This window comes from Exiguobacterium sp. s125 (assembly GCF_018618605.1).
Taxonomy (GTDB): domain Bacteria; phylum Bacillota; class Bacilli; order Exiguobacteriales; family Exiguobacteriaceae; genus Exiguobacterium_A; species Exiguobacterium_A oxidotolerans.
Genome location: NZ_JACSMI010000001.1, coordinates 277,135 through 301,035, shown reverse-complemented (window position 1 = coordinate 301,035; position 23,901 = coordinate 277,135). Strand labels below are relative to the sequence as shown.

Annotated in this window: 27 protein-coding genes and 1 pseudogene; 3 read left to right on the top strand and 25 right to left on the bottom strand. The window is 50.3% G+C overall.

What is annotated here, in order from left to right; all coding sequences use genetic code 11:
* Position 1: 1 nt before the first annotated feature.
* The 8 genes from KNQ05_RS01425 to KNQ05_RS01390 all read right to left on the bottom strand — a co-directional run bounded on the left by KNQ05_RS01425 (position 2) and on the right by KNQ05_RS01390 (position 8,337).
* Positions 2–640 (bottom strand): class I SAM-dependent methyltransferase, encoded by a 639-nt coding sequence (locus tag KNQ05_RS01425; protein ID WP_214768806.1) that lies wholly within the window; start codon positions 638–640, stop codon positions 2–4.
* A 549-nt stretch (positions 641–1,189) separates the two neighbouring features.
* Entirely contained in the window at positions 1,190–1,468 is a 279-nt protein-coding gene (locus KNQ05_RS01420) for a thioredoxin family protein (protein ID WP_214804319.1), read from the bottom strand.
* A 101-nt stretch (positions 1,469–1,569) separates the two neighbouring features.
* Positions 1,570–1,953 carry a glycine cleavage system protein GcvH gene (gene gcvH / locus KNQ05_RS01415; RefSeq protein ID WP_029331292.1) on the bottom strand — a complete coding sequence of 128 codons (384 nt, stop codon included), beginning with the start codon at positions 1,951–1,953 and terminating at the stop codon, positions 1,570–1,572.
* A gap of 64 nt (positions 1,954–2,017) precedes the next feature.
* Positions 2,018–2,371 carry an arsenate reductase family protein gene (locus KNQ05_RS01410; protein ID WP_214804318.1) on the bottom strand — a complete coding sequence of 118 codons (354 nt, stop codon included), beginning with the start codon at positions 2,369–2,371 and terminating at the stop codon, positions 2,018–2,020.
* 35 nt (positions 2,372–2,406) lie between these two features.
* Positions 2,407–2,862: a DinB family protein gene (locus tag KNQ05_RS01405; RefSeq protein WP_214804317.1), complete on the bottom strand. Its 456-nt coding sequence runs from the start codon at positions 2,860–2,862 to the stop codon at positions 2,407–2,409.
* 71 nt (positions 2,863–2,933) lie between these two features.
* On the bottom strand, positions 2,934–4,718 hold the full coding sequence (locus tag KNQ05_RS01400; RefSeq protein ID WP_088837709.1) for an acyl-CoA dehydrogenase family protein: 1,785 nt from the start codon (positions 4,716–4,718) through the stop codon (positions 2,934–2,936).
* The gene (locus KNQ05_RS01395) at positions 4,715–5,905 is read right to left on the bottom strand and encodes an acetyl-CoA C-acetyltransferase (RefSeq protein WP_214766892.1); all 1,191 of its coding nucleotides are present in this window, start codon (positions 5,903–5,905) and stop codon (positions 4,715–4,717) included. Before KNQ05_RS01395 ends, KNQ05_RS01400 begins: the two co-directional genes overlap by 4 nt.
* Before the next feature lie 14 nt (positions 5,906–5,919).
* Positions 5,920–8,337: a 3-hydroxyacyl-CoA dehydrogenase/enoyl-CoA hydratase family protein gene (locus KNQ05_RS01390; RefSeq protein ID WP_214804316.1), complete on the bottom strand. Its 2,418-nt coding sequence runs from the start codon at positions 8,335–8,337 to the stop codon at positions 5,920–5,922.
* A 186-nt stretch (positions 8,338–8,523) separates the two neighbouring features.
* Between KNQ05_RS01390 and KNQ05_RS01385 the strand changes: the two genes are divergently transcribed.
* A complete protein-coding gene (locus tag KNQ05_RS01385; RefSeq protein ID WP_214804315.1) occupies positions 8,524–9,156 on the top strand; it encodes a class I SAM-dependent methyltransferase in 633 nt (210 codons plus the stop codon).
* Positions 9,157–9,326: 170 nt separating this feature from the next.
* On the opposite strand, the gene KNQ05_RS01380 is transcribed toward KNQ05_RS01385, so the two are convergent.
* From KNQ05_RS01380 to KNQ05_RS01320, 13 genes and pseudogenes are all read right to left on the bottom strand, one after another.
* Positions 9,327–10,148 carry a DUF2785 domain-containing protein gene (locus KNQ05_RS01380; protein ID WP_214804314.1) on the bottom strand — a complete coding sequence of 274 codons (822 nt, stop codon included), beginning with the start codon at positions 10,146–10,148 and terminating at the stop codon, positions 9,327–9,329.
* Between the two features lie 77 nt (positions 10,149–10,225).
* Positions 10,226–11,143, bottom strand: a complete 918-nt coding sequence (locus KNQ05_RS01375; protein WP_029331301.1) for a proline dehydrogenase family protein — start codon at positions 11,141–11,143, stop codon at positions 10,226–10,228.
* 84 nt (positions 11,144–11,227) lie between these two features.
* A complete protein-coding gene (locus KNQ05_RS01370) occupies positions 11,228–11,902 on the bottom strand; it encodes a TVP38/TMEM64 family protein (protein WP_088837713.1) in 675 nt (224 codons plus the stop codon).
* Positions 11,899–12,582 (bottom strand): PAQR family membrane homeostasis protein TrhA, encoded by a 684-nt coding sequence (gene trhA / locus KNQ05_RS01365; RefSeq protein WP_201302359.1) that lies wholly within the window; start codon positions 12,580–12,582, stop codon positions 11,899–11,901. The genes KNQ05_RS01370 and trhA overlap by 4 nt, the downstream gene beginning before the upstream one ends.
* A gap of 201 nt (positions 12,583–12,783) precedes the next feature.
* Positions 12,784–13,399: pseudogene (hisIE, locus tag KNQ05_RS01360) on the bottom strand (bifunctional phosphoribosyl-AMP cyclohydrolase/phosphoribosyl-ATP diphosphatase HisIE).
* Complete coding sequence (gene hisF / locus KNQ05_RS01355; protein WP_029331307.1) at positions 13,396–14,145, bottom strand: imidazole glycerol phosphate synthase subunit HisF; 750 nt, start codon at positions 14,143–14,145, stop codon at positions 13,396–13,398. Before hisF ends, hisIE begins: the two are co-directional and overlap by 4 nt.
* Positions 14,139–14,843 (bottom strand): 1-(5-phosphoribosyl)-5-[(5-phosphoribosylamino)methylideneamino]imidazole-4-carboxamide isomerase, encoded by a 705-nt coding sequence (gene hisA / locus KNQ05_RS01350; protein WP_029331308.1) that lies wholly within the window; start codon positions 14,841–14,843, stop codon positions 14,139–14,141. Before hisA ends, hisF begins: the two co-directional genes overlap by 7 nt.
* On the bottom strand, positions 14,816–15,403 hold the full coding sequence (hisH, locus tag KNQ05_RS01345; protein WP_088837716.1) for an imidazole glycerol phosphate synthase subunit HisH: 588 nt from the start codon (positions 15,401–15,403) through the stop codon (positions 14,816–14,818). Before hisH ends, hisA begins: the two co-directional genes overlap by 28 nt.
* Complete coding sequence (hisB, locus tag KNQ05_RS01340; RefSeq protein ID WP_088837717.1) at positions 15,400–15,981, bottom strand: imidazoleglycerol-phosphate dehydratase HisB; 582 nt, start codon at positions 15,979–15,981, stop codon at positions 15,400–15,402. The genes hisH and hisB overlap by 4 nt, the downstream gene beginning before the upstream one ends.
* Positions 15,954–16,925: a pyridoxal phosphate-dependent aminotransferase gene (locus tag KNQ05_RS01335; protein ID WP_214804313.1), complete on the bottom strand. Its 972-nt coding sequence runs from the start codon at positions 16,923–16,925 to the stop codon at positions 15,954–15,956. The genes hisB and KNQ05_RS01335 overlap by 28 nt, the downstream gene beginning before the upstream one ends.
* A complete protein-coding gene (gene hisD, locus KNQ05_RS01330) occupies positions 16,925–18,142 on the bottom strand; it encodes a histidinol dehydrogenase (protein ID WP_214804312.1) in 1,218 nt (405 codons plus the stop codon). Before hisD ends, KNQ05_RS01335 begins: the two co-directional genes overlap by 1 nt.
* Entirely contained in the window at positions 18,142–18,750 is a 609-nt protein-coding gene (gene hisG / locus KNQ05_RS01325) for an ATP phosphoribosyltransferase (RefSeq protein ID WP_029331313.1), read from the bottom strand. Before hisG ends, hisD begins: the two co-directional genes overlap by 1 nt.
* Complete coding sequence (locus KNQ05_RS01320; protein ID WP_214766876.1) at positions 18,751–19,572, bottom strand: ATP phosphoribosyltransferase regulatory subunit; 822 nt, start codon at positions 19,570–19,572, stop codon at positions 18,751–18,753. It lies immediately after the preceding gene.
* A 131-nt stretch (positions 19,573–19,703) separates the two neighbouring features.
* On the opposite strand from KNQ05_RS01320, the gene hisJ reads away from it, so the two are divergent.
* Positions 19,704–20,498 carry a histidinol-phosphatase HisJ gene (gene hisJ / locus KNQ05_RS01315; RefSeq protein WP_214766874.1) on the top strand — a complete coding sequence of 265 codons (795 nt, stop codon included), beginning with the start codon at positions 19,704–19,706 and terminating at the stop codon, positions 20,496–20,498.
* 39 nt (positions 20,499–20,537) lie between these two features.
* Here the strand turns inward: hisJ and KNQ05_RS01310 are convergent, their stop codons facing one another.
* The 3 genes from KNQ05_RS01310 to hxlA all read right to left on the bottom strand — a co-directional run bounded on the left by KNQ05_RS01310 (position 20,538) and on the right by hxlA (position 22,732).
* Positions 20,538–21,317, bottom strand: a complete 780-nt coding sequence (locus KNQ05_RS01310) for a hypothetical protein (protein ID WP_214804311.1) — start codon at positions 21,315–21,317, stop codon at positions 20,538–20,540.
* Between the two features lie 230 nt (positions 21,318–21,547).
* Entirely contained in the window at positions 21,548–22,096 is a 549-nt protein-coding gene (hxlB, locus tag KNQ05_RS01305; protein ID WP_214766870.1) for a 6-phospho-3-hexuloisomerase, read from the bottom strand.
* Complete coding sequence (hxlA, locus tag KNQ05_RS01300; RefSeq protein WP_026827605.1) at positions 22,097–22,732, bottom strand: 3-hexulose-6-phosphate synthase; 636 nt, start codon at positions 22,730–22,732, stop codon at positions 22,097–22,099.
* Positions 22,733–22,936: 204 nt separating this feature from the next.
* On the opposite strand from hxlA, the gene hxlR reads away from it, so the two are divergent.
* Entirely contained in the window at positions 22,937–23,302 is a 366-nt protein-coding gene (gene hxlR / locus KNQ05_RS01295) for a transcriptional activator HxlR (RefSeq protein ID WP_131972332.1), read from the top strand.
* A gap of 56 nt (positions 23,303–23,358) precedes the next feature.
* On the opposite strand, the gene KNQ05_RS01290 is transcribed toward hxlR, so the two are convergent.
* Positions 23,359–23,868: a GNAT family N-acetyltransferase gene (locus KNQ05_RS01290; protein ID WP_041256191.1), complete on the bottom strand. Its 510-nt coding sequence runs from the start codon at positions 23,866–23,868 to the stop codon at positions 23,359–23,361.
* Between the last annotated feature and the right edge of the window lie 33 nt (positions 23,869–23,901).

The window sequence follows — 23,901 nt, the reverse complement described above, 5'->3', positions numbered from 1 at the left end:
TTTATTCCCCCATTTTCTCGGCTTCTACGAGCCAGACGAAGTGATTGTATTGTGTGAATGTCACGTCAAATCCGCGTGACGTAAAAATCTGTTCCATCACTGGAATCAGTGGATAAAATTCGCGTTCTAAATCTTCTGCAAGGTTGTCAAACCCTTGAGTTTTTGCTTCTGCAATCGTTTCTAGACGTGCTGCCTCAGAAACGAACATCGTATCGGCATAGACGATCTTTCCGTCTGCCGGTAAAATCGCTGCCATCAAATCGACGGCCTGTCCTTTTTCTTCATCCGTCAAATGATGAAACGCATAAGTCGAGACAAAACTTTTTGCCTCTGCTGCTTCAAACGATAAGAAATGACCATCTTGAACAGCCAGTGCCGGAATTTTATTGATTAAGATGTCGCGCATTTCCGGACTTGGTTCAATCGCCAGTACCTGCTCATGACGCGCAAGCAAACGTTGCGTCAAGTTGCCTGTTCCTGCGCCAAATTCGGCAACGGGTGACATCGCTTTTTCAGCGACCGTCTCTAATATTTCGTCATAACGGCGAAAGACTTCTTTGTACTCCGGATCTTGCCCCGTTACTGTGTCGTCGTAAGATGACGCCCACTCTGTAAATACATCCATGAAACGTACTGTCATGCCTTTTCGTCCTCCGCATCCCGCTTTTAATTCCGACTAATCGGATATGAATTAAAGTATTTTTCCTTAATCGCATTGTAGCAGGGACAATTCTGATTAGCAAGGCGACAGCTTCAAAATCTTTCGGAAACAAAAAAAAGGCGTTGCCGGAGAACCGACAACACGAATAATGTGGTTAGAAATGCAACGAAGGAAAACCCAGCTCTGATGCGAACTTCTTCGTTCGTCACATCAGAGGACGGCGCCCTTTCGAACTATAAAAGCAAGATGTCACAGTAGTCAGATCGACCATTCGAATCCACCATCTCTTTTTTGAACCGCTTCGTCTTTGGGGGACGACTTAAGGGGAAACAGAAAAAAAGATTTAGGATGTCATTGAATGGTTCTAAATACGAGAAACATCAGGTTCTATACCTCTGCCAGACTTCCTATAAAAGCATTTCTAGAAGTTGATATGAATATACCATTCATAAATTGTCATTGTCAATGAATTATTGTAAATATTCCGACAATTTAACACAAAGAAAAATCATCCTATGATTTTTCTTGTTATTCTGCACAAAACGCAAAGACATTTTGGATGTTTTGGAACGCATATAACCGCTCTACGACTTGATGATCCTTTACTTTGAGTAATGCCGGCACACTCATGACTTGCGCCTGCTCTAGAAATTCAGGAATGAAATTTCCATTCGCTTTTTGGATCCATTCCTCGTCTTTCGTCGCTTCGACGATGTCGAGCATCCGACTGGCGATGGCACATGTGCCGCACATCGGTGCATAGACATACAACAACCCGTTTGCTGGTACTTCTGTTACTTCCTTCATCTTGACCCCTCCTGTTATCCAGTGCTTCTGAAGCCAGTATACAAAAAAAAGGACAGCGATGAAACGAAATCGTTTCACCCCTGTCCGTCTTACCTTAAGTATTACTCGTTAATCATTGATTTGTATGCCGCAGCATCCATCAATGCTTCAACTTGCGACTCATCTTCTAGCTCGATATCAACCATCCATGCACCTTCAAATGGTGATTCGTTAACGAGTTCTGGGGAATCGGAGAGTGATTCATTGATTGCAACGACTTTCCCTGAAATCGGTGCGTACAACTCTGAAACCGTCTTGACCGATTCAACCGAACCGAATGGCTCGTTGATTGAGATCGTATCTCCGACTTCTGGAAGCTCAACGAACACGATATCACCGAGTTCGTGCTGTGCGAAATCCGTGATTCCGATTCGTGCTTTGTTGCCTGTTACTTCGACCCATTCATGCTCTTCCGAATACCGTAGATTGTCTTTGACTTGACTCATTTGCGATTCCCCCTGTGTTCTATAGTGGACTAACGGTTTTAGTATACCAAATTCAATCGGCTTCTTAATACCATTTTCCTTGATACATCTCTTCTTTAAATCCAAGTGTGACATCTGTCCCGTCCGTGACGATTGGACGTTTCAGTAACATGCCGTCACTTGCGAGCAAAGCATACTGCTCTTCTTCCGACAAGTCGGGTAAACGATCTTTCAGACCAGCCGCACGATAGGATTGACCACTCGTGTTAAAGAATTTTTTCAGCGGTTCGCCACTTTTTTGATGGAGTTCGCGAATCGTCGCGGCACTTGGTGTCTCGTCGACGATGTGTTTGTAATCGACTTCGACGCCGTTGTTTTCAAGCGCCCTCTTCGCTTTGACACATGTACTGCACTTTGGATAGCCATACATCGTTACCATGTTTCATCACCTCACCTTTAAGACTAGCAGATAGATCAGTGTTCCTTCAAGCGCGCGAGTGCCGCATCAATTTGATCTTGATGATGGTGATCGTGGGCGATGAACGACGCGACGAACTCACGGGGACAAAAGCGCCCTTCATACGTCTGTTCATACTGCGCGTCCGTCAACCGTCCGAGTTGCGTCACGAGTTCGCTTCGAACCGCGATTGCTTTTTTCAGTAACGTCAATGCGTCGACATGATGCGCATACTCGACCGCTAACCGGTTGAATTCATCAAAGTCCGTCTCAACTAACGTCAGTCGATCGTCAGGGAGCTTCGCGACGGCATGATCGAGGTAATACCGGTCCCACAGGAACAAATGGCCGACACACTCCTGTACCGTCCATTTATCGATCGCGAGCGGCGACTGCCACTCTTCATCCGATAAACGCTCGAGCGATTTGTAGTAGTCGACTGCAAACTGAAGTTCTTTTACATCTTCACGCATCGCTATTCCCTCCTCAAAAAAATTCGCCTTTACAGAGATTTTCCCTGCAAAGGCGAACTCGTAAACCTGACTTAGACGAGATATTTGTTAGCTTCAATCAAACGTTTGGCAATCGCACGTTTCGTGCCGATTGAGTTGATTGGTTGGTAACGGCTGAATTTCTTCAGTGCCGACAGTAACATCCGTAACTCGTCTCCACTTGCTGCTGCGTAGAGTGTTTCTTTCGCGTCACGTTCAACACCTTCGAATGCCTGTTGGGCGAAGACTTCCGTATAACGGATTTTGAGTTCGCTCTTCTCGGCGCCTTTCGAAGCGATCGCTTTTTCCGTCCGGACGATGGCTGACTCGAGTGCATAGATTGCACTCATGATATCGGCCGTGTTCGCGAGAATTTCCTGTTCGCCTTGTAACTTATCTTGATATTTCTGAACAGCCGTTCCAGCCGTCAATAAGAAGATCTTTTTCATCATCGCGAGCAAGTGACGTTCCCGGTCGAGTGGTTCTGTTCCGACTTCTGTCGGCATGAAGCTCATGACTTCTTGTTGGAGGCGCTGCGCTTCCGCTAAGAGTGGTAACTCGCCTTTCATCGCTTTCTTCAAGAGCGTACCAGGTACAAGCAGACGGTTGATTTCGTTTGTTCCTTCGAAGATCCGGTTGATCCGTGAATCACGGTACATGTTTTCGACTTCATATTCCGCCATGAAACCATATCCGCCGTGGATTTGAACCGCCTCATCGATGACATAATCAAATGTCTCTGACGCAAAGACTTTGTTCATTGAACATTCAATCGCGTACTCGGCAATCGAATCAGCGACGCGTTTGCCATCTTTACTTTCTTCTTCCGACAGCTGATCGAGACTATCTTGGAAGAGACCGCCTGTCCGGTAAACTGAGCTTTCCATCGCATACGTTTGGGCTGACATCGTCGCCAGTTTTTCTTGAATCAATGGGAACGAGCTGATCGGTGTTTTGAATTGTTTCCGTTCGTTCGCATACTGAACGGCGAGATCAATCGCGCGTTTTGATGAACCGACGGCACCGACAGCGAGTTTGTAACGCCCGACGTTCAAGATGTTAAAGGCGATGACGTGCCCGCGACCGATTTCACCGAGGACGTTTTCGACCGGTACTTCCGCATCTTCTAAAATCAATGTCCGTGTCGATGACCCTTTGATGCCCATTTTTTGCTCTTCCAGACCTGTCGAGACGCCCGGGTACTCACCCTCGACGAGGAAGGCCGTGAATTTATCGCCATCGATTTTCGCATAGACGACGAACAGACTGGCGAAACCGGCATTCGTGATCCATTGTTTTTCACCGTTCAAGATGTAGTGTGTCCCGGCTTCGTTCAAGACAGCTGTCGTCTTCGCACCGAGTGCATCTGACCCCGAGCCCGGTTCTGTCAATGCGTATGACGCAATCCATTCACCTGACGAGAGTTTCGGCAAGTACTTTTGTTTTTGCTCTTCGTTTCCGAAGAAGACGATTGGCAGTGAACCGATTCCGACGTGTGCGCCGTAGCTGAGGGCGAATGAACGACCACGTGCGAATTTTTCTGTGATGATTGAAGACGAGATTTTATCCATTTGGTAACCGCCATATTCTTCCGGAACGTCTGCCCCGAGAAGACCGAGCTCGCCTGCTTCACGCAAGAGACCGACTGAAAGTTCGAACTCATGTTTTTCGATCCGGTCAAGCACCGGAACGACACGATCTTCGACGAATTTCGCCGTCATGTCACCGACCATTTTATGTTCTTCTGAAAAATCCTCCGGTGTAAAGAGACGCTCCGCTTTTAATTCATCCAGTACAAAACTTCCACCTTTAATCAATTCGTTTGTCGTTTGGCTCATTGTCCTGTTCCTCCTTCAACTAATTCGAATACACCGGCAGCACCCATGCCGCCGCCAATACACATCGAGACGACACCATATTTCGCGTTGCGGCGTTTCATTTCATGTAAGAGTGATAATGTCAGTTTTGTTCCCGTACAGCCAAGTGGATGACCGAGTGCGATCGCTCCCCCGTTGACGTTGACGATGTCTTCGTTGAGACCGAGCTCACGGATGACACCAAGGGATTGAGAAGCGAATGCTTCATTCAATTCAATCAAGCCGACCTCTTCGAGTGTGATTCCTGCGAGTTCAAGGGCCTTCGGAATCGCGACGACCGGTCCGATTCCCATGACTTCCGGACGGACACCGCCGACGGCAAACGACTTGAACTTCCCGAGAATCGGCAGTCCTTGACGCTCTGCTTCCTCACGCTCCATCACGAGTACGGCTGCTGCCCCGTCTGATGTTTGTGACGAGTTCCCGGCTGTGACACTGCCACCAAGCCGGAAGACCGGGCGGAGTTTTGCCAAGCCTTCTTTTGAAGAGTCTGCCCGGACGCCTTCGTCATGCTGAACGACCCAGGATTTTTCTTCGACCTTCATGTCATCGTTGACGACGTATTCCGTCACCGTGACGGGGACGATTTCATCCGTGAACTTACCGGCTGCGATCGCGGCTGCTGCTTTTTGATGACTGCGTAAGGCAAAGGCATCTTGATCTTCACGTGAGACGTGATACGTCGCTGCGACTTGCTCAGCCGTATGCCCCATGCTCATATAATATTCAGGTTCCGATTCGACGATTGATGGGTTCGGACGAACGACGTGTCCCGGCATCGGGATTTGACTCATCGACTCGAGACCACCGGCGATGACGGCCGTCGCTTGACCGGTCATGATCTTCATCGACGCATCAGCGATCGATTGCAGACCGGACGAGCAGTACCGGTTGATCGTGATGGCCGGTACTTCGTGTGACAAGCCGCCAAGAACGGACGCGTAACGGGCGATGTTCATCCCTTGCTCCGCTTCCGGAAGAGCACAACCGAGAATGACATCATCAATTGTTCCCTCATATTTTGAACGCTTCAACGTTTCCTTAATCGCGATTCCTGCGAGTTCATCAGAACGCATCGCTTTAAATGACCCTTTTTTTGCTTTACCGACTGGTGTCCGCGCACCAGCGACGATTACTGCTTCTTTCATTCGAATCCCCCCAGTCAGTTACGAAGCGGCTTGCCTTTGACAAGCATATGCTGCATCCGTTGTTGTGTTTTCATCTCACCGATCAAGCTCAAGAACGCTTCCCGTTCAAGGTCGAGCATGTATTGCTCATCGACGTGTGTACCGAACGCAACGTTTCCGCCCGCGATGACATGCGCTAACTTGTTCGCGATCTTCAAGTCATGCTCCGAGACATAACCGCCATAGAACATTTCCCGCGTTGCCAGCTCAAGCGTCGCTTTCCCTGTCCGGCCGACGACTGGAATCAAGGATTTAGCAGGTGGCGTATAGCCTGTCCGGTCGAGCTCGAGGACAAGTTGTTTCGCATCATACGTCAAGTGATCCCGGTTCATCGAAATCTGGTCGACAGAGCGGACATAGCCGAGTTCGCGTGCTTCGAACGCTGATTTCGAGACTTTTGCCATCGCGACGTTTTCAAATGTCTTTTGCGCTGCTTTTTCGATATTCACTAAACCATCCGGCGTATTTTCAAGTAAACGACGGTACGTGTTGACGTTTCCGCCACCACCTGGAATCAGGCCGACACCGACTTCGACGAGCCCCATGTAAGTTTCGAGTCCTGCTTGCAGGCGGGCTGCCGGAAGTGAAATTTCCGTTCCGCCACCGAGCGTCATCCCTTGTGGTGCTGCGACGACCGGGCGTGACGAATAACGAATTTTTTGAATCGATTGCTGGAATTTATTGATGATCCAGTCCAGCTCGAACCAGTTTTCATCTTCTGCTTCCATCAGCATCATTGCGAGGTTCGCACCGACACAGAAGTTTTTGCCGTCGTTTGCGATGACGAGTCCGCGGTGATTTTTTTCGACGAGGTCAATCGATTGTTCAATCATCTGCATGATGTCGACGCCGATTGCATTACTTTTCGACGTAAACTCAAGCACCGCCACGTCATCTCCGACATCCAGTAAACGGGCTCCGTTGTTCTCAAGCAAGACGCCGTTCGACTTGCGGACGTCACGTAAACGGATTTCTTTCGGGTTCTGTTCGCTGCCGACATACGTTTTGCTCGTCGCATCATAATGCTGACCATTTTCGTTGTAGAAACTTGTGTTGCCTGACGCAAGCATCTCGTCGACCCATGCCGGGACGTCGTAACCATCCTGCTTCATTTTTGCGACGGTCTTTTCAACACCGAGTGCGTCCCATGTCTCGAACGGTCCCATCTTCCAACCGAAGCCCCATTTCATCGCTTCATCGATTGCTTTGATGTCATCCGCGATTTCATGTGTCAGTTGTGCCGAGTAGAGCAGTGTCTTCGCATGGATCGGCCAGAGGAGTGCACCGACACGGTCGTTCGCAAAAACAACGGCTTTCAATTTATTTTTGGCACCGGGAAGAGCTTTCGCCTGACCGATTGACGGCTCGGTAAGCGCTTTCTTTTCAACGTATTCAAATGAGTTCACATCGAGTTCAAGGATTTGTTTCCCGACTTTCTTATAGAAACCTTGTCCTGATTTAGCACCGAGCGAACCTTCTGCGACGAGTCGCTTCATTTCCGCCGGTACTTCAAACGTATCTTTTTCAGGACCTTCCGGTAACAGATCATAGACGTTGTTCGCTACATGGACGAACGTATCGATTCCGACGACGTCAAGCGTCCGGAATGTCGCTGAGCTCGGACGACCGAGTAACGGTCCCGTCACGGAGTCGACTTCTCCGATCGTATAGCCGCCTTTTTTCATCTCTTCCATCGTCACGAGCAGACCATATGTCCCGATCCGGTTGCCGATGAAGTTCGGTGTGTCCTTCGCGATGACGACACCTTTTCCAAGACGCTCTTCCGCGAATTGTTTCATGAAGCGGACGACTTCCGGATGAGTGTCCGTCGTCGGAATCAATTCGAGTAGCTTGAGGTAACGTGGTGGGTTAAAGAAGTGTGTGCCAAGGAAACGTGAATTAAATGATGCCGAGCGTCCTTCACGCATCGCTTCGATCGAAATCCCTGACGTATTCGAGCTGACGATCGCATCTTCACGGAGGAATGGTTCAATCGTCGCGAACAATTGTTGTTTAACATCCAAACGTTCAACGATGACTTCGACGATCCAGTCCGCTTCCTTCAAGCGTTCGAGGTCGTCTTCGAGATTACCGACTTCGATTAAGTCGATCAACGACTTTGAAGCGAGCGGTGCCGGATTTTGTTTCAGCAACTTTTGACGGTTTTCCCGTGCGATCCGGTTTCGGACGGCTCTGTCCGATAACGTAAGTCCTTGTTTTTCTTCCTGTGCCGTAAGTTCTTTTGGTACGATATCAAGCATCAATGTCCGAATTCCCGCATTCGCGAGGTGTGCCGCGATTCCTGCACCCATGACCCCTGAACCGATGATGACGGCGAATTGAATATGTTTCGTCAATTTAAGTGTGGTCGGCTGACCGATCTGACTCGCCATGATATACCCCCTGATTCGTAATTGAATGAACAACCATTCATTATTCTGACAAAAAAAGAAGCCCATCAATCTTTCCCCTGCTTCTTCTACCTCTCCATCATAAATGAATAATGATTCAGTAGCAATAAAAAAACACGTTTTGGTCAAATTTTCCTGTTAGACTAAAAGAAACAAGGGGGAGATGTCATGAAACAGACGGAACAGCTGTGGGATCAGAAGGCAACGGACTGGGCGGAACGCTCGGAAATGATGTGGACACAAGGGAGTCGTAAAACGATCATTCCTTTCCTAAAGTCGGTCATCACCGCTGGCAAGATGCTTGATTTAGGATGTGGCGACGGGGCAGCCTGTCGACTGTTGGCGGATTCTTTTGACATGACGGGACTTGATTTATCGGAGGAAATGATTCGGATTGCCCGTGACAAATCACCGACCCTCGACTTCGTCGTCGGAACCGGTGAAGCGTTACCGTTTGTAGATGATGCGTTTGACGCCGTCCTCGCCGTCAACTCACTCGAGTGGTCGACGCGTCCGCTCGCAGTCCTTCAGGAAATCGAGCGGGTTGCACCAATTGTCATCATCAGTCTGCTCGGACCGACGGCAGCACCACGGGCTTTAGCCTATCGTCGTTTATATGGCGAAGAAGTCGCGATGGGTAATACGATGATGCCGTGGGAACTCGTCCAACTGGCAGAAGAACGTGGTTGGACATTGCTCGACGAAGCGGTCATTCAAAAAGAAGGGGCTGTTTTGACCGGTCATCGGTTACTCGATCAAGCGCATGCGTTCTCGTGTTTGTTTGCGTTTCGGACACGGTAAATGGATTGAGTGTTAAAGAATCATAAGTTTTAAAACAGACGGTTGCCCACCCGCTTTTCTCGGGCGGGACGCAAGCCGCGCCCATCTAACGATGATCGGGTCTTGCCTGTCCCTGACGGAAGCTACGCTTCCTTTTCCCGTAGAAGTCGAGTGGACACGTCTGTTTATTTTTACTGATACCGTTGATGGATTTGAAACAGCAAGTGTTCGATCTGTTCAGGGAGCGTAGATGTCTTGTCTTGCCATTTCACCCGAAAGTACAGTGTCCGTAGTAATTGTTTTGTATTCCGGAGAACATTGAATTGAGCATCACCCCACGTCACCGGTAAATCAAGCCATCCTTCGATCGGTCTCTCAAGCATTGTCAGCAACACGTCATCTTCAACACCTCGTTCTCTTGCTGCCAACCAAGCCGTGATGACACGTTCCTGTTCTTCATCAACGAAGACATAATCCGGCGTCATCAAAATCTCGATGAATCGGGCTATTGCCGCTTGCTCCTGATGGATTTGACAACGCGGATGCTTAAACCACGCATCATACACATCTGCAATATGTGCCACACTATGTGCCCATCCGTAAGTCGGGACAAATCCTCGGAAATCATCCTCCATGTTGAGATATCTGAGCAAATGACTCGAGATGTCATCGTAGACACTTTCAGCTAATACATGAACTGTTGCATCCTTCTCTAAAAGTACGGCAAGAATAAGCGCTGAAAAAGAACGTCTGAAAACCGCCGTTTCATCTGTCTCTGACAGATGATAAAACAATCCATCCTGACTAAAAACAAACGACGCGATCCGTTCAGCCGACGATGCGGTGAACTTTTCCGACAGGATCCATTCGGCTAATCGCGAATAGATGAGTTCATCCCGAAGGACCGGGTCGAGACTTCCGATATGATGGAGCATCTGTTCGAGTAGTACTTCCGAGATTTCAAGGTCTGCTTGTTGCAAGTGGTCTTTCAGTTGGTCTTCTGTTAGATACATGAAGGATTCCCCCTATTTTTTTTCGATTATACACAAAACAGGGATGAAGCCATGACAGCTCCATCCCTATTTTTCGATTACCCTTTGACCATTCCTTTAAGGACAAACGCCACATTCGCCGGACGTTCTGCTAAACGACGCATGAAGTAGCCGTACCAGTCACGACCATATGGGACGTAGACACGGACTTTATAACCGAGCTTCACGAGCTCAAGCTGACGTTCGACGCGGATGCCGTAAAGCATCTGGAATTCGAACTTATCGTTTCCAATCCCATTTTCTTTCGCGTAGCGAATGATTTGTTCAATCATCGCGTCGTCATGCGTCGCGACCGCAGCATAATTTCCGAGTGACAATTGAAGTTTTACGAGTTTGATGTAGTTGTGGTCGACATCTTCTTTTTCCGGGAAGGCGACCGTCGCCGGCTCCTTGTATGCCCCTTTGACGATGCGGAGGTTCGTTTCAAACCGTCCGACCCGTTTGATGTCGTCTTCTGAACGATACAGGTAAGACTGAATGACGGTACCAATGTTATCAAACGACTGACGCAACTCTTCAAACAATTGAATCGTTTTTTCACAACGTGGTTCATCTTCCATGTCGATGGTCACGAATACGCCGAGCTCTTTCGCCCGTGTCAAAATCCGTTCCATGTTCGATCGAATTAATTGATCTGAAATATCAAGGCCAAGTGACGTTAACTTTAGTGAAAGTTGCGAGTCTAATTTCTCTTCCGCAATCATTTCGACGGCGCGGATACACTCTTGCGTCATCATCTCCGCTTCGGCTCCAGTCGAGATGAACTCACCGAGGTGATCCATCGTCACACATAATCCTTTTGCATTCAAATCTTGAATCGCCCGTTTCGATGCTTCGAGTGAATCCCCCGCCACGAAGCGACCAGCCCCAAACTTCAGACCATATCGTTTCGCTAATCCATTCAATGTCTTATTCTGCGATAAGAAGATAAAACCATCCCGTAGTACTCGTTCCATCACTCATTATTCCCCCTAAATAAATGCTAGGCTGTTTTACCGTATCGGTTCACATCACTGCACTCATATTATGACATAAAGCGCTTACATATGCTCTCTCTTTTGTTTTTTTCGTAAAGATCGTTGTGCAAAAAAACCAACTGCAAAAAACAATACGTATAAAAAGACAGCTAAGAAAAATTGCCACGAAAACGGATCGCGCAGACTCGCCCCGATGTTGTTGTAAACGAACGCCCCAGGAATGATACCGAGATAACTTGCAAGTGCAAACTGCTTAAATTTAATTTTTGATAGACCGGACGCATAACTGATTGCATCAAATGGAAACAATGGAATCAAGCGGACGAGCAACACGACTGTAAAACCGTTCGAAGCAATCCGGTCGTCGAATACCGTCAGCTTACCGGTCCCAATGATTTTCTCGACAGCGCGCCGTCCGAGCAGGCGGGCAATCCAAAAACTGAGTAAACTGCCTGTTCCCGCGCCGATGACGTCAAGCAACGTGCCGAGCCACGGACCATAGGTATAACCGCCGAACATCGTCAGTAAGCTCGCCGGGAAAAAGACGAGTGGACGGATTGTATAAGCGAGGACATAGAGCAGCATGCCGGGAAAGCCTTGCGCGAGAATCCAGTTCGACAACGCCTCTAAATCAAATTGCTCCATCATCCCCGACAAGCGGAAATAAAGGAGCAATCCGAGTCCGAACAATAAATAAAGTGAAAAGGGAAGCCAGTCCCGCAAGCGAAGTTTCTTCATGACATCGGTGCCGGTGCCACGTAATAGAAAATCGAGAGGAAAATCAAGACACTTCCTGCGAGAACAAACAGATGCCAAATCGCATGATTGTACGGCAAACGAGCCCAAACGTAAAAGATGACGCCGAGTGAGTACGCGAGTCCACCGCCGAGTAGTAACAAGAACCCTTGTAAACCAAGTGCTTCATAAATCGGTTTAATGGCGAAGAGACAACACCAGCCGAGCACCAAATAAGAAACGTTCGAAATCCAGACGTGTTTCCCCGTCGAATAGAGTTTCCAAATCATCCCGAGCGTCCCGACGCCCCAGACGATGCCGAGCAACGTCCAACCAAGTGGTCCGCGTAACGTAATCAACGCGAACGGTGTGTAACTCCCTGCAATCAAGAGATAGATGCCTGCGTGATCGAGAATTTGCAGGACTTTGTTCGCTTTCGTATGCATCAGCGAATGCATCAATGTCGAGAACAGATAAAGTAAAATCATCGTCGCGCCAAAGATGCTGACCGCCGTGATGTTCCATGCACTACCGGATTTCGTCGCCTGTAACACGAGCAACACGAGTGCCACGATACTGAAGATGACACCGAGCCCGTGTGTAACCGCACTGGCGATTTCTTCTTTCAAGGAATCCCCTTTGGCGAGTAACTCCTCGAGCGTTTCTTTGGACTGTTCCTTAATCGTTTTCGTAATTTCTTTTTTTGTGATCAAACAAACACCTACTTTCTAAACAAGACAGACTATGCCCTTGATTATACGCCCGAACAGCAAGACTGCCTATTAAAACATTCTGTCAATTTGATGACGTCCTGGGCACTGTAACCTATTCCCGATTTTTCATCAAAAAAATCCACTTCCCGCAAAGGAATGTGGATTTCGGATTTACCACCGTTCGATATCCGGACGATCTTTGAACGTCGATTTCGTACCGTGTCGTTCGTTCAGCACGGCTTCGACTTCTTTATACGAGACACCGCGGTCAGCAAGCAAGACCGTCAAGTGGTACAGCAGGTCTGCCGTTTCTTCCGCGAGTGTGTCGTCGCCTGCGAGGACGACCTCGAATGCTTCTTCCCCGAACTTCTTCGCGATTTTCTCGCGTCCAGACTGGACGAGATAGTTCGTGTACGAAGAGTCCTCATTCGCTGCGATTTTTTCTTTTACTGTCTGCTCTAATTCATGTAGCATGGGGCACCTCCACTTCTGTATAGAAACATGTCCGGTTGCCGGTGTGGCACGTCGGACCATTCGCTTTGACCGTGATCAACAGACTGTCCTGGTCACAATCAATCCACATGCGACGGAGCTCAAGCGTATGTCCGCTCGTCTCCCCCTTCGTCCAGAGCCGGTTTTTCGTCCGCGAGAAAAACGTGACGAGTCCGGTCGCAAGCGTTTTGTCGTAAGCGGCCTGATCCATGAACCCGACCATCAGGACATCGTTCGTTGTTTCGTCTAAAATCACCGCCGCAACGAGTCCTTTTGAAAAATTCAGTTCGATCATCGGACGTCGACTCCTCTCGCCTTCAAGTAATCCTTCGTCTCCGGCATCGAATACGTCGCTTCGTGGAAAATCGAAGCGGCAAGTGCAGCGTCGGCACCTGCTTCGAGACCCTCGGCTAAATGTTCAAGTGTCCCGACACCGCCGGACGCAATAATCGGCACGTTGACGACGTCGCGTAACCGTTGAATCAGTTCCAGGTCATAGCCGTCCTTCGTCCCGTCCGCATCCATCGACGTGACGAGTAACTCACCGGCGCCGAGCGCAACGACTTCCTGCGCCCACTCGATGACGTCCCGACCGACAGCTTGTGTCCCGCCGTGTGAGAAGACCCCCCACGAGTCGCCCGTCCGTTTGGCGTCGATCGCAACGACCGTCGCTTGGACACCAAACAACTGACTGACGTCATGGACAAGTTGCGGATTCTGCAGAGCGGACGAATTGAGAGAGACTTTATCGGCACCGGCGCGGATCAGGCGTTTCGCGTCCTCAAGCGTCTTGATCCCGCCGCCGACCGTAAACGGCATGTAGATGACTTCAGCGACCCGCTCGACGATATCGAGCATCGTCTCCCGTCCTTCTTGTGTCGCCGAGATATCAAGCAGGACGAGTTCGTCCGCCCCTTGTTCATAGTAGTACTTCGCGACGGCGACGGGATCACCGAGGTCACGTAAGTTTTGGAACTTGACGCCTTTGACGACACGGCCTTCCTTGACGTCGAGGCAGGGAATGATCCGTTTCATCAACATACGGTCAGCACCTCTTTCAACGAGAGTGACCCGTCGAGTAAGGCACGGCCGATGACGGCACCGTCCATCCCGATTTCTTTTAAGCGGGCGACATCTTCGACCGTCGTCACGCCACCGGAAGCAATCAGTTCAACGCCGTCCCGTTTCAAGCGGTCGAGTCCGTCGACGTCCGGTCCCTGCATCATCCCGTCGCGCGAGATGTCGGTATATAAAAACGTCTTGATACCTTTTTGAATCAAGTGTTCGATTGCCCGTTCGAGCGTCCAATCACTTGCTTCGAGCCAGCCGCGTGTCTGGACGATACCGTTTTTTGCATCCAGGGCAACCGCTAATTTGTCACCGGCTTTCTCAATCATCTGTTCGAGCAACGCTTCGTCCTCGAGGGCGACCGTCCCGATCAATATCCGGTCAATCCCAGCACCGACGTACGCTTCGACCGTCTCGATGTTGCGGACACCGCCGCCTGCTTCAACGAACAGTCCGGTCTCTTTTTTGATATCGGCGATCAGGCTCAAGTGCAAGGGTTCGCCTGCTTTCGCCCCATCTAAGTCAATCAGGTGAATTGCTGTCGCACCGTCGTCCTTAAACCGTTTTGCGATGGTCAGCGCATCCCCGAAAAAAGTTTGTTGTTGAAAATCACCTTGCTTGAGGCGGACGGCTTGTCCGCTCATTAAATCGATTGCTGGGTAGAGTTGCATGTCGTCTCTCTCCATTCTTTAAGTAATTTCAGTCCGACTTCGCCACTCTTCTCCGGGTGGAATTGCATCCCCGTCACTAAGTCCTTTTGGACGATTGCCGGGACGAGTCGACCGTATTCGACGGAATCGATGATCCAGTCCGGTTCGCAGACGGCACCGTACGAGTGGACGAAATAGACAGCTTCGCCGTGATTCGTCAGTTCGTGCCAGCCCATATGGGGTAAGCGGACCGTTTCCGGTAACTTCTCGATCGTTCCCGGTAAAATGCCCAGACCCTGCGTCCGACCGTTTTCGTCACTCGATTCAAACAATAACTGCATCCCGAGACAAATCCCGAGGAACGGTTTTTTCGTCGCTTGGTCCTGTAAGAAGTCAATCAAGCCGGTCTCTTTTAACCGGGCCATCGCCGGGGCATAGGCACCGACGCCGGGCAGGACGAGTGCTTCTGCCTGTCCGAGCAGTTCGATGTCACTCGTGACGATGACCGCTTCCCCGAGTTCTTTTAATGCCCGTTCGATGTTCGCGATATTCCCGACGCCATAATCTACGATTGCGATCATTGATCAATCAGTCCTTTCGTCGAGGGCACGCCTTCACTCGTCACGGCGATCGCTTGGCGAACTGCCCGTCCGAGTGCTTTGAACAAGCCTTCAATCATGTGGTGCGTGTTCGAGCCGTAGAGGACCTCGGCATGAATCGTCATCCGCGCGCTCCGCGACAAGCCTTGGAAAAACTCTTCCGCGAGCTCCGTGTCAAAATCACCGAGCTTCGGATTTTTGAATTCAGCGCGGAAGACCGTATAGGGACGTCCACTGAAGTCGAGGACGACGGACGCGAGTGTCTCATCCATCGGTACACGCGATTCGCCGTAGCGTTCAATCCCGGCCTTGTCGCCGAGTGCTTCCGTCAAGGCAGCCCCGAGGACGATCGCTGTATCTTCGACCGTATGGTGGGCATCAATCCAAAGATCGCCCTTCGCTTCGATGACGAGTCCAATCCGCGCTTGAAAAGCGAATAACGTCAACATGTGATCAAAGAAGCCGACGCCTGTTTTGATCTCGACCGGGCCTCCCGCGAGGTCGACCGCGACCTTGATTTCTGATTCTGAACTTACTCGTTCGCTTGTCCCACGACGCATTGCATTTCCTCCTCTACACATCTTTCTAGTACGTTCATTGCTTCAACCGAACCACAACTGATCCGGAACGCTCCGTCAAACAAGCGGATCCGCAGTCCGGCTTTGGCGCACCGTTCAGTAAAACGTTCCGCTTCATCGTATTCGACATAAACGAAATTCGCGGCACTCGGATAGGTTGTTCCGAGCGGCTCGACGAGACGGGCAATCGTGTCCCGGCTCGCATACGTTTCCGCTAAGACAAGATCAAGTTCCGGTTCGGCCATGATGGCGATCCCGACCGCTGCCGAAAGACCGGATACATTGTACGGCGACTTGATTTGTTCGACTTCCGCAACGATCGCTTCACTGGCGATCAGGAAGCCAAGGCGCAGGGACGCAAGTCCGAACGCTTTTGATAAGGTCCGGAGGATGATGGCGTTCGGATACTCCTCGAGTAAGCCGACCATCGACTGCTCGAGGGCGAAGTCGATATACGCTTCATCGATGACAACGTATTTGCCGCTGTCGAGTAACCGGCGCACGTCGGCTTCTTTTCGTAAAATCCCCGACGGATTGTGCGGGTGACTGATGAAGATGATGTTCCCCGGTGCCTCAATCAAGCCATCGACGTCGAGTGCCATCCCGTCGAGGAGCGGGACTTTGCTGAAGTCGCCCCGCGCGCGGTCGGCATAAAACTGATACATGACGAAGTCCGGTTGTGACGCGATGACCGGTGACTCTGGACCAGCGTAGCGGGCACAAAGGTAACCGATCAGTTCATCGGAGCCATTCCCGGCCACGAGTTGTGTCGGGCGGACACCGGCATAGGTGCTGTAAGACGTTTTGACTTGGTCGATGATTTCGACCGGATATTCGTTTAACGGAAACGTCTCGACGAGTTGTTTAATCGTCTCGATTCCAACTGTACTATGAGCAGTAAAGCGTTCATTTTGGTGGAGTCGCATCAGTTTTCCCTCACTTCTATCGCTTGTGCGTGTGCTTCGAGTCCTTCGACCCGGGCAACGGTCTTCGCGGCATTGGCAAGACGCTGGACACCTTCTCGTGTCGCTTCGAGCATCGTCTGGTGACGCAGGAACGTCCGGGCCGATAAGCCGGACGCGAAGCGTGCCGTCCCTGACGTCGGTAAGACGTGGTTCGTTCCGGCGACGTAATCACCGAGCGTCTCCGGCGTTTCGTGACCGAGGAAAATCATCCCGGCATGACGAATCGATTTGACGACATCCTGCGGATTGGCGACGGCGAGTTCCAAGTGTTCGGCTGCCAGGCGGTTCGCTTCCTCGATCGCTTGCTCGAGCGAGGCGACGAAGACACCACCGTTTTCCATCGCCCGGCGTGCAATCTCCTGACGCGGCAGTTGTTGCAGGCGTGTTTCGATATTGGCATCGACGTCCGCTTTCATCGCTTCCGTCGGGACGAAGGCAATCGCGACCGCGTCCCGGTCGTGTTCCGCCTGGGCGAGTAAATCAGCGGCAATCCGGTCCGGGTGCGCCGTCTCATCCGCGATGACGACGACTTCCGACGGTCCGGCAACGGAATCAATCCCGACGATCCCGTAGACTTGGCGTTTTGCTTCGGCGACAAACCGGTTCCCCGGTCCAACGATCAGGTCGACGGCACCAATCGTTTCCGTACCGAACGTCAATGCGGCGACGGCTTGCGCGCCACCGATCGTATAGATTTCCGTCACACCGGCGATTTGAGCCGCGACTAAGACTTCATCCGTCAGTCCTGTCACGGGTGTCACCATGACGATCCGTTCGACACCGGCAACTTTTGCCGGAATCGCGTTCATCAGGACGGTCGACGGATAACTTGCCGCACCACCCGGGACGTAAATCCCGACCGAATCGACGGGAAGAAACCGTTGGCGCCGTGTGATGTCTGCTTCGACGAGTTCGATGTCGGACGGTAACTCTTGTTCGTGCCACTCGACGAGGCGTGTCGCCATTAATTTGAGCGAGTCGATTAAATTCGTGTCCGCTTGCTCGAATGCTTGTTGAATCCGTGCTTCGTCTAATCGCAAATCCGTCAGCTCGATGTTGTCGAACTGTGCCGTATAACGACGGACTGCTGCGTCGCCATCAGTTGCGACCGCTTCAAGGATCGCCCGGACGGCTTGTTCCGTCTCACGGTCGACGCTGAAGTTTTTTGTCGTTGCCATTACCGTGTCACTCCTTCTGTCAGCTGTTCCAGTAATTGAATCACTTCGACCCGCTTGCGTTTGAGTGTCCATTCACTCGTAAAGAACCGGGCACTGATGTCGATGATTTTTTCATATTCGTTCAGTCCGTTCGCCCGTAACGTCTCGCCTGTCTCGACGATATCGACGATTGCATCGGCGAGTCCGAGGAGCGGTGCCAATTCGACCGATCCGTTCAGCGGGACGATATCGACGTCGACGCCGAGTTCACTGAAGTAGCGTTTTGCGATGACCGGATACTTCGTTGCGATCCGGACCCGGCGTCCGCCTTCGAACTGGAGCGGCTCTTTCGCACAGACCGACATCCGGCAGACGCCGAACGGTAACTCCGTCAGTTCCGATAACTCTTGATCCGACTCAAGTAAGATGTCACTGCCTGTGATCGCGACGTCAAGGACGCCCTGGGCGACGTACGGGATTAAGTCCGATCCTTTCATGAAGACGAATTCATGCTCGCCCCGTTTGACGATCAATTCACGTTCAATCGCGCCCCATGTCTCGACGCCCGCTTCTTTTAAGTAACGCTCGGTCGCTTTCGACAGGCGTCCTTTCGTGATTCCGATTCGCATTTACAGCACCTCCGCAAGCCGTTCGACCGAAAATCCGATGCCGAACGCTTGTTGTTGTTGACCAAACTGTTCATATAACCGGTCGTAACGACCGCCGACTAAGACCGGCTCCGTCACACCATCGATGAAGCCGTGGATCGTCACGCCGTCATAATAGGTCTGTAAGCCCATCTGTCCGAAGTCGAGATCGGCATTGACGGCGTCCGCTAAATCAAGGACGGCGTTCAAGCGTGTTTCATCGACGAACGGTAAGATTTGTTCTGCGCCTTCACGTCCGAATAACAGTGGGAGTTTTGCCAACAATTCATCATCGAGTTCCCGGGCGATTTGTTTCAGTTCAATCACGTTCCGCAACCGTAGCATCTGCGTCACCTGGTCACGCAAGTGGTGATCACCGACCCGTGTCTCGATCAAATGTTCAATCAGTCCGGCGTCGCCGATCGATAACGTGACTGCTTTGCCCGTCAACTCTTCAATCAGGCGGACAGCCAGCTGAATCGCTTCGACGGCTGCGATCTCGCCCCGTTCCTCAAACCCGACTTGGAACTTCTCTTCCGGCTGAAAGACCGAACCGCTGTAAAAGACACGCTTATATTGTTCACGGCCACGCTCACTGAGGGCGCGGGCGACACTTGTCGTAAAGTCCATCCGAATTTGTTCCCGTCCACCAATTTCTTCAATTAAAGGTGTGATTAATCGGGTATAGTTAGATTGTTCGAGTCCATCCTCAAGCTGACGGATGACCCGTTGCAGACGTTCTGCTGACGGTCCGACATAGTCTGTCGCCCCGTCCTTGAGTCGAATCGTAGAAAATGATTGCATGTCGCCACTCCTTTATCTTATTATCACTGTACCACGCTAAATTATTTAACGATAAGATACCTTTTTTGCGGTCCGCTTGTCAATCCTTTTGCCTGTTTTACTACCTAAAAAAACATATCGGAGGTTTTGTCATGCATTTAATGAAATGGGACGGTCACGTCCACAGCCCGTATTGTCCGCACGGAACGAAGGATCCGCTCGAAGCGTATATCGAACGCGCCCTGTTACAAGGTCTCGAACGGATCAGCTTCACCGAGCACGCCCCGTTGCCGGAAGGACTCACCGATCCGGCACCCGATAACGACTCCGGGATGTCGTTTGCGACGGCAGAACGCTACATCGAAGAACTGAAAACGTTACGCGAGACATATAAAAACGATATCGAGATCCGAATCGGGATGGAGTTTGACTACTGGGAGCATGACGTCGACGGGACACGTGACATCATCGCCCGCTACGGCCCCGAGCTGACGGACGGCATTCTGTCGCTACATTACCTCTGGATCGAGGACCGTTATTACATGGTCGACTTCAGTAAAGAAAGTTTTGGTGAGATCGTCACGAAACTCGGCAGCGTCACAGCCGCCCACGAGCGCTACTACGAAGGCATCCAGGCACTCGTCATGACGGACTTAGGGAAACACCAACCGAAGCGCCTCGGTCACTTGACGTTGCCGACAAAGTTCATCCAAGCCTATCCGCTCGAGTCAAACCCGGTGAACCTTGACGATACGTTACGGAAAATCCGTCAGGCGGACTTCACGCTCGACGTCAACACGGCAGGACTTCGTAAGCCGTTATGTGGTCTTTCCTATCCTTACCCGGAACTCCTGCAAGTCACGCAGTCTTTATCGATTCCACTCGTTTATGGATCGGATGCCCACCTCGCGAAAGATGTCGGGGCTGATTTTGATTTTAAATGGTAACAAAAAACCCGGATGCCGCCTGGCGTCCGGGTTTTAGCGTTACATCGGGTAAGGGAAACTGTCTGAGCTGACAGGCGTAATCGTCACCGCCAACTGCTTCAGTTGTGAAAGCGACAGATTGCCGGTCACAAGGACGAGTTGATCGCCGTCCGCATAATACAGGTTCGCCCCTTGATTGTTCTCCTGCATATAAGCCGTTCGGCCGTCTGCAAGTGTACTTGTTTTCCAGTCAGACGAAGCAACGTCCTGCTTCGGGAGGACCGTAATCACTACAGCATCCGTTTTCGTATGAAATAGCCACAGCATCTTGGAATCTTGATTAGAAATTGTACTACTCTCAATTGCTTGAAATGTCGAGAACGGCAGTTTCAGACCGTTTGCCGCACTGGTAGCTTTTATCGGCTTGATGTCTTCAAACAGGATGTCTTTTAAAATCCAGGTCTCTGCTTGTCGTTGATACGTCAAGATGGCAAGGCGATTTGCCCCTTTCGGATAATGGAGTGTCGCCGTGGCATGGTCCCCGACGACGGCACTGCTCCATAAATCGGTCGCCGTCGGATGTGCCGACGTCCCGTCCTTGAATTGAAATTTCAGGTGGCGACGGACTCCCTCTTCAAAAGAAGCTGCATCTTGCGGAAATGCATCCACTTTAATCCTCTTCACGATGGCATCTGATGCCGTTCCACCATCAGCCGTGGTATCATCGATCCATTTCATTTCTTGATGACTCGAGGAGCGAAGTTGTTCCGGTTCTGCACAACCGGTCAAGATAGTCGCAAGAAGCAATGTGATGATCAAATCAAATCGTTTAAATCGCATGTGTCTCTCCTTCGTAAGATTCGTCATGCGTTTAGTATCGCACGTTTCACAACAACGTTTGGCATTTAATTTACAAAAATAAGGGAATCCAAGTTTCCTTACACCAAAAAATTGCTCAGAAATTCTGACCAATCAGTCATGGATGTAATGAATGGATCAACCCTACTACAAAAAAAGATTAGCCGTTTCTTCACTTTAAGAAGAGGACTAATCTTTTTTACATATCCATTTCACTCTAAGTTAGCATGTTTGCCGTACATCGTTTTTGAATCGAGTTGTTTCGCCGCCATGATGTGAAGAATCAAGGCATCGTAGAACAGCAACATCGTTTGTTCAAACAATGATCCCATCGGCTGAACCGTTTCGTCTGCCGTGGCTGTCCGCTCTTTCGGCACTCCCGGCAGCTTCAAGGTTAAGTCCGCTAACTTCGCAAGTGTCGACGTCGGCTCGATCGTGACGACCGCGACGGTTCCACCGATGTGTTTCGCTTTCTCGACGATCGGGACGAGTGTTTTCGTCTCACCGGATCCTGATCCGATGATCAACAAGTCCCCTTCACGCAAGTTCGCTGTGACCGTCTCACCGACGACATACGCATCGAAGTTCATGTGCATCAGACGCATGACAAACGCTTTGCCCATTAAGCCGGAACGACCGGCTCCAGCGAGAAAGATCCGGTCTGCCTTCAGAACAGCTTCGGCGAGTTGCGTCGTCTCGGCTTGATCGATTGCTTCGACCGTCGACGTCAGCTCTTGTAAAATCGTTTGAATATGTGTCATTTACGCCTCTTGCAGCATCCGACGCATCGTTGACGCTGTTCCTTGTTTGTCGTCTTGTCCGGTAATCCCGCCACCGACGATGATGAGGTCTGGACGCGCTGCGATGACTTCTGGTAATGTCTCCATTTTGATGCCACCAGCAACTGCTGTTTTGGCATTTTTAACAACTGACTTGATTGTCGCGAGATCCTCGAACGAGTTTTGACCGACAGCTTGAAGATCATAACCTGTGTGGACACAGATGTAGTCAACACCGAGTTCATCGAGTTCTTTCGCACGTGTCGCAATATCTTTGACAGCGATCATATCCACCAAAATCTTCTTGCCTGATTTTTTCGCTTCTTCCACCGCACCTTGGATCGACATATCTTCTGCTGCTCCAAGAATCGTCACGATATCGGCACCGTGTGCGACAGCTTGGCTGACTTCATAGCCGGCAGCATCCATGATTTTTAAGTCGGCGAGAACCGTTAAGTTCGGGAATGCCGCTTTCATTTCTTTAACGGCGCGGAGCCCTTCGTTAATGACGACCGGTGTCCCGATCTCAACGATATCTAAGTTTTCTTCGCCAATTTCTTTGACTAAAGCGATGGCACCTGCTGTATCTACTAAATCAATTGCTAATTGTAATTTCATCATTGATCTCTCCCATTCTTCTCTCTATTTATGGATCCTGGCACTTCCTTCTGACGTTCGTGAAGGAACATGACTAAATATAATCCTCATAGACGAACTTGGGAAGTACGCACTTTTAATTTACATAGTGCGGTTTTTCATACATAGTGCGGAAAAGTATACTATCGATGACAAGAGGGCTATACTGAAAAAGGAGGTGGATTGATGCCACATTTTGAAGACCGGCAGTTTAATTGTGAAAAGGAATTGACCCTATCGATCATCGGGGGTAAATGGAAGATGCTGATCCTTTGGCACCTTGGTAAAGAAGGCACCAAACGCTTCGGAGAGCTGAAAAGCCTGATGCCTGGCATTACGCAACGAATGCTCGTCAATCAGTTACGGGAGCTGGAAGATCACCATATCATTCACCGGGAAGTGTATCCGGTCGTTCCGCCGAAGGTCGAATATTCGTTGACGCCACATGGTCACAGCCTGATGCCGATTTTAGACGCGATGTACGACTGGGGCAAGGATTACGCCAAAAATGTCCTTGAAGTCGACTTTGAACAACAAAAATTGTCCCAATAAAAAAGATGCTCGTCTGTCCCGTCTCAATCTGAGAGGAGACAACCGAGCATCTTTTTTTAGGATTCTTCTGTCGTATAGATTTTCGACATCGCCAGTTCATCGACGTACTCGCCGTCAATGAACAGCGAGGCAATTCGTGTCCCTTCGATGTTGAAGCCGAACTTATGATACAACTCGATTGCCCGCAGGTTATCTTTCCGGACTGTCAGTTCCAGCCGGACGAGTCCCGCTTCAACGGCAAAGGCATCGACGGCTTCGAGTAATCCAGCACCGAGCCCTTGACCGGTATAGGCATCGAGCAAGCCGATCACAAGGTTCGCCCGGTGACGGATTCGGCTTGGTTTGCCACCGACGACCAACACATAACCGACAAGTTGCTCATCGACATCAACAACGAAGATATCTGAGTTTGCTGCCTGACCAAATCGTTCGATGAATGCTTCCGCTTGCTCCGTCGACATGCTGCGTTCTTCCGGTTCATACAACATATATTTTGTTTCCCGATCAATCCGTCGCATCAAATCCGATAAGGCCTTTCCGTCCATCAAGGTGGCACGTCGTATCATAGATGTCAGCTCCGCTTCAGAAAGATTTTTACT

Bases quoted from the DNA above. Each gene is read 5' to 3' on its own strand.
- hisA (WP_029331308.1), bottom strand. From the start codon at position 14,843: ATGCAACTCTACCCAGCAATCGATTTAATGAGCGGACAAGCCGTCCGC.
- KNQ05_RS01335 (WP_214804313.1), bottom strand. From the start codon at position 16,925: ATGCGACTCCACCAAAATGAACGCTTTACTGCTCATAGTACAGTTGGA.
- KNQ05_RS01410 (WP_214804318.1), bottom strand. From the start codon at position 2,371: ATGGTAACGATGTATGGCTATCCAAAGTGCAGTACATGTGTCAAAGCG.
- hisF (WP_029331307.1), bottom strand. From the start codon at position 14,145: ATGTTGATGAAACGGATCATTCCCTGCCTCGACGTCAAGGAAGGCCGT.
- KNQ05_RS01420 (WP_214804319.1), bottom strand. From the start codon at position 1,468: ATGAAGGAAGTAACAGAAGTACCAGCAAACGGGTTGTTGTATGTCTAT.
- KNQ05_RS01405 (WP_214804317.1), bottom strand. From the start codon at position 2,862: ATGCGTGAAGATGTAAAAGAACTTCAGTTTGCAGTCGACTACTACAAA.
- KNQ05_RS01370 (WP_088837713.1), bottom strand. From the start codon at position 11,902: ATGAAGAAACTTCGCTTGCGGGACTGGCTTCCCTTTTCACTTTATTTA.
- hisH (WP_088837716.1), bottom strand. From the start codon at position 15,403: ATGATCGCAATCGTAGATTATGGCGTCGGGAATATCGCGAACATCGAA.
- KNQ05_RS01385 (WP_214804315.1), top strand. From the start codon at position 8,524: ATGAAACAGACGGAACAGCTGTGGGATCAGAAGGCAACGGACTGGGCG.
- KNQ05_RS01290 (WP_041256191.1), bottom strand. From the start codon at position 23,868: ATGATACGACGTGCCACCTTGATGGACGGAAAGGCCTTATCGGATTTG.
- hisJ (WP_214766874.1), top strand. From the start codon at position 19,704: ATGCATTTAATGAAATGGGACGGTCACGTCCACAGCCCGTATTGTCCG.
- hxlA (WP_026827605.1), bottom strand. From the start codon at position 22,732: ATGAAATTACAATTAGCAATTGATTTAGTAGATACAGCAGGTGCCATC.
- KNQ05_RS01400 (WP_088837709.1), bottom strand. From the start codon at position 4,718: ATGAGCCAAACGACAAACGAATTGATTAAAGGTGGAAGTTTTGTACTG.
- KNQ05_RS01320 (WP_214766876.1), bottom strand. From the start codon at position 19,572: ATGCAATCATTTTCTACGATTCGACTCAAGGACGGGGCGACAGACTAT.
- hxlR (WP_131972332.1), top strand. From the start codon at position 22,937: ATGCCACATTTTGAAGACCGGCAGTTTAATTGTGAAAAGGAATTGACC.
- hisB (WP_088837717.1), bottom strand. From the start codon at position 15,981: ATGCGTCGTGGGACAAGCGAACGAGTAAGTTCAGAATCAGAAATCAAG.
- hxlB (WP_214766870.1), bottom strand. From the start codon at position 22,096: ATGACACATATTCAAACGATTTTACAAGAGCTGACGTCGACGGTCGAA.
- KNQ05_RS01425 (WP_214768806.1), bottom strand. From the start codon at position 640: ATGACAGTACGTTTCATGGATGTATTTACAGAGTGGGCGTCATCTTAC.
- KNQ05_RS01310 (WP_214804311.1), bottom strand. From the start codon at position 21,317: ATGCGATTTAAACGATTTGATTTGATCATCACATTGCTTCTTGCGACT.
- KNQ05_RS01375 (WP_029331301.1), bottom strand. From the start codon at position 11,143: ATGGAACGAGTACTACGGGATGGTTTTATCTTCTTATCGCAGAATAAG.
- gcvH (WP_029331292.1), bottom strand. From the start codon at position 1,953: ATGAGTCAAGTCAAAGACAATCTACGGTATTCGGAAGAGCATGAATGG.
- KNQ05_RS01395 (WP_214766892.1), bottom strand. From the start codon at position 5,905: ATGAAAGAAGCAGTAATCGTCGCTGGTGCGCGGACACCAGTCGGTAAA.
- KNQ05_RS01390 (WP_214804316.1), bottom strand. From the start codon at position 8,337: ATGGCGAGTCAGATCGGTCAGCCGACCACACTTAAATTGACGAAACAT.
- KNQ05_RS01380 (WP_214804314.1), bottom strand. From the start codon at position 10,148: ATGTATCTAACAGAAGACCAACTGAAAGACCACTTGCAACAAGCAGAC.
- hisG (WP_029331313.1), bottom strand. From the start codon at position 18,750: ATGCGAATCGGAATCACGAAAGGACGCCTGTCGAAAGCGACCGAGCGT.
- hisD (WP_214804312.1), bottom strand. From the start codon at position 18,142: ATGGCAACGACAAAAAACTTCAGCGTCGACCGTGAGACGGAACAAGCC.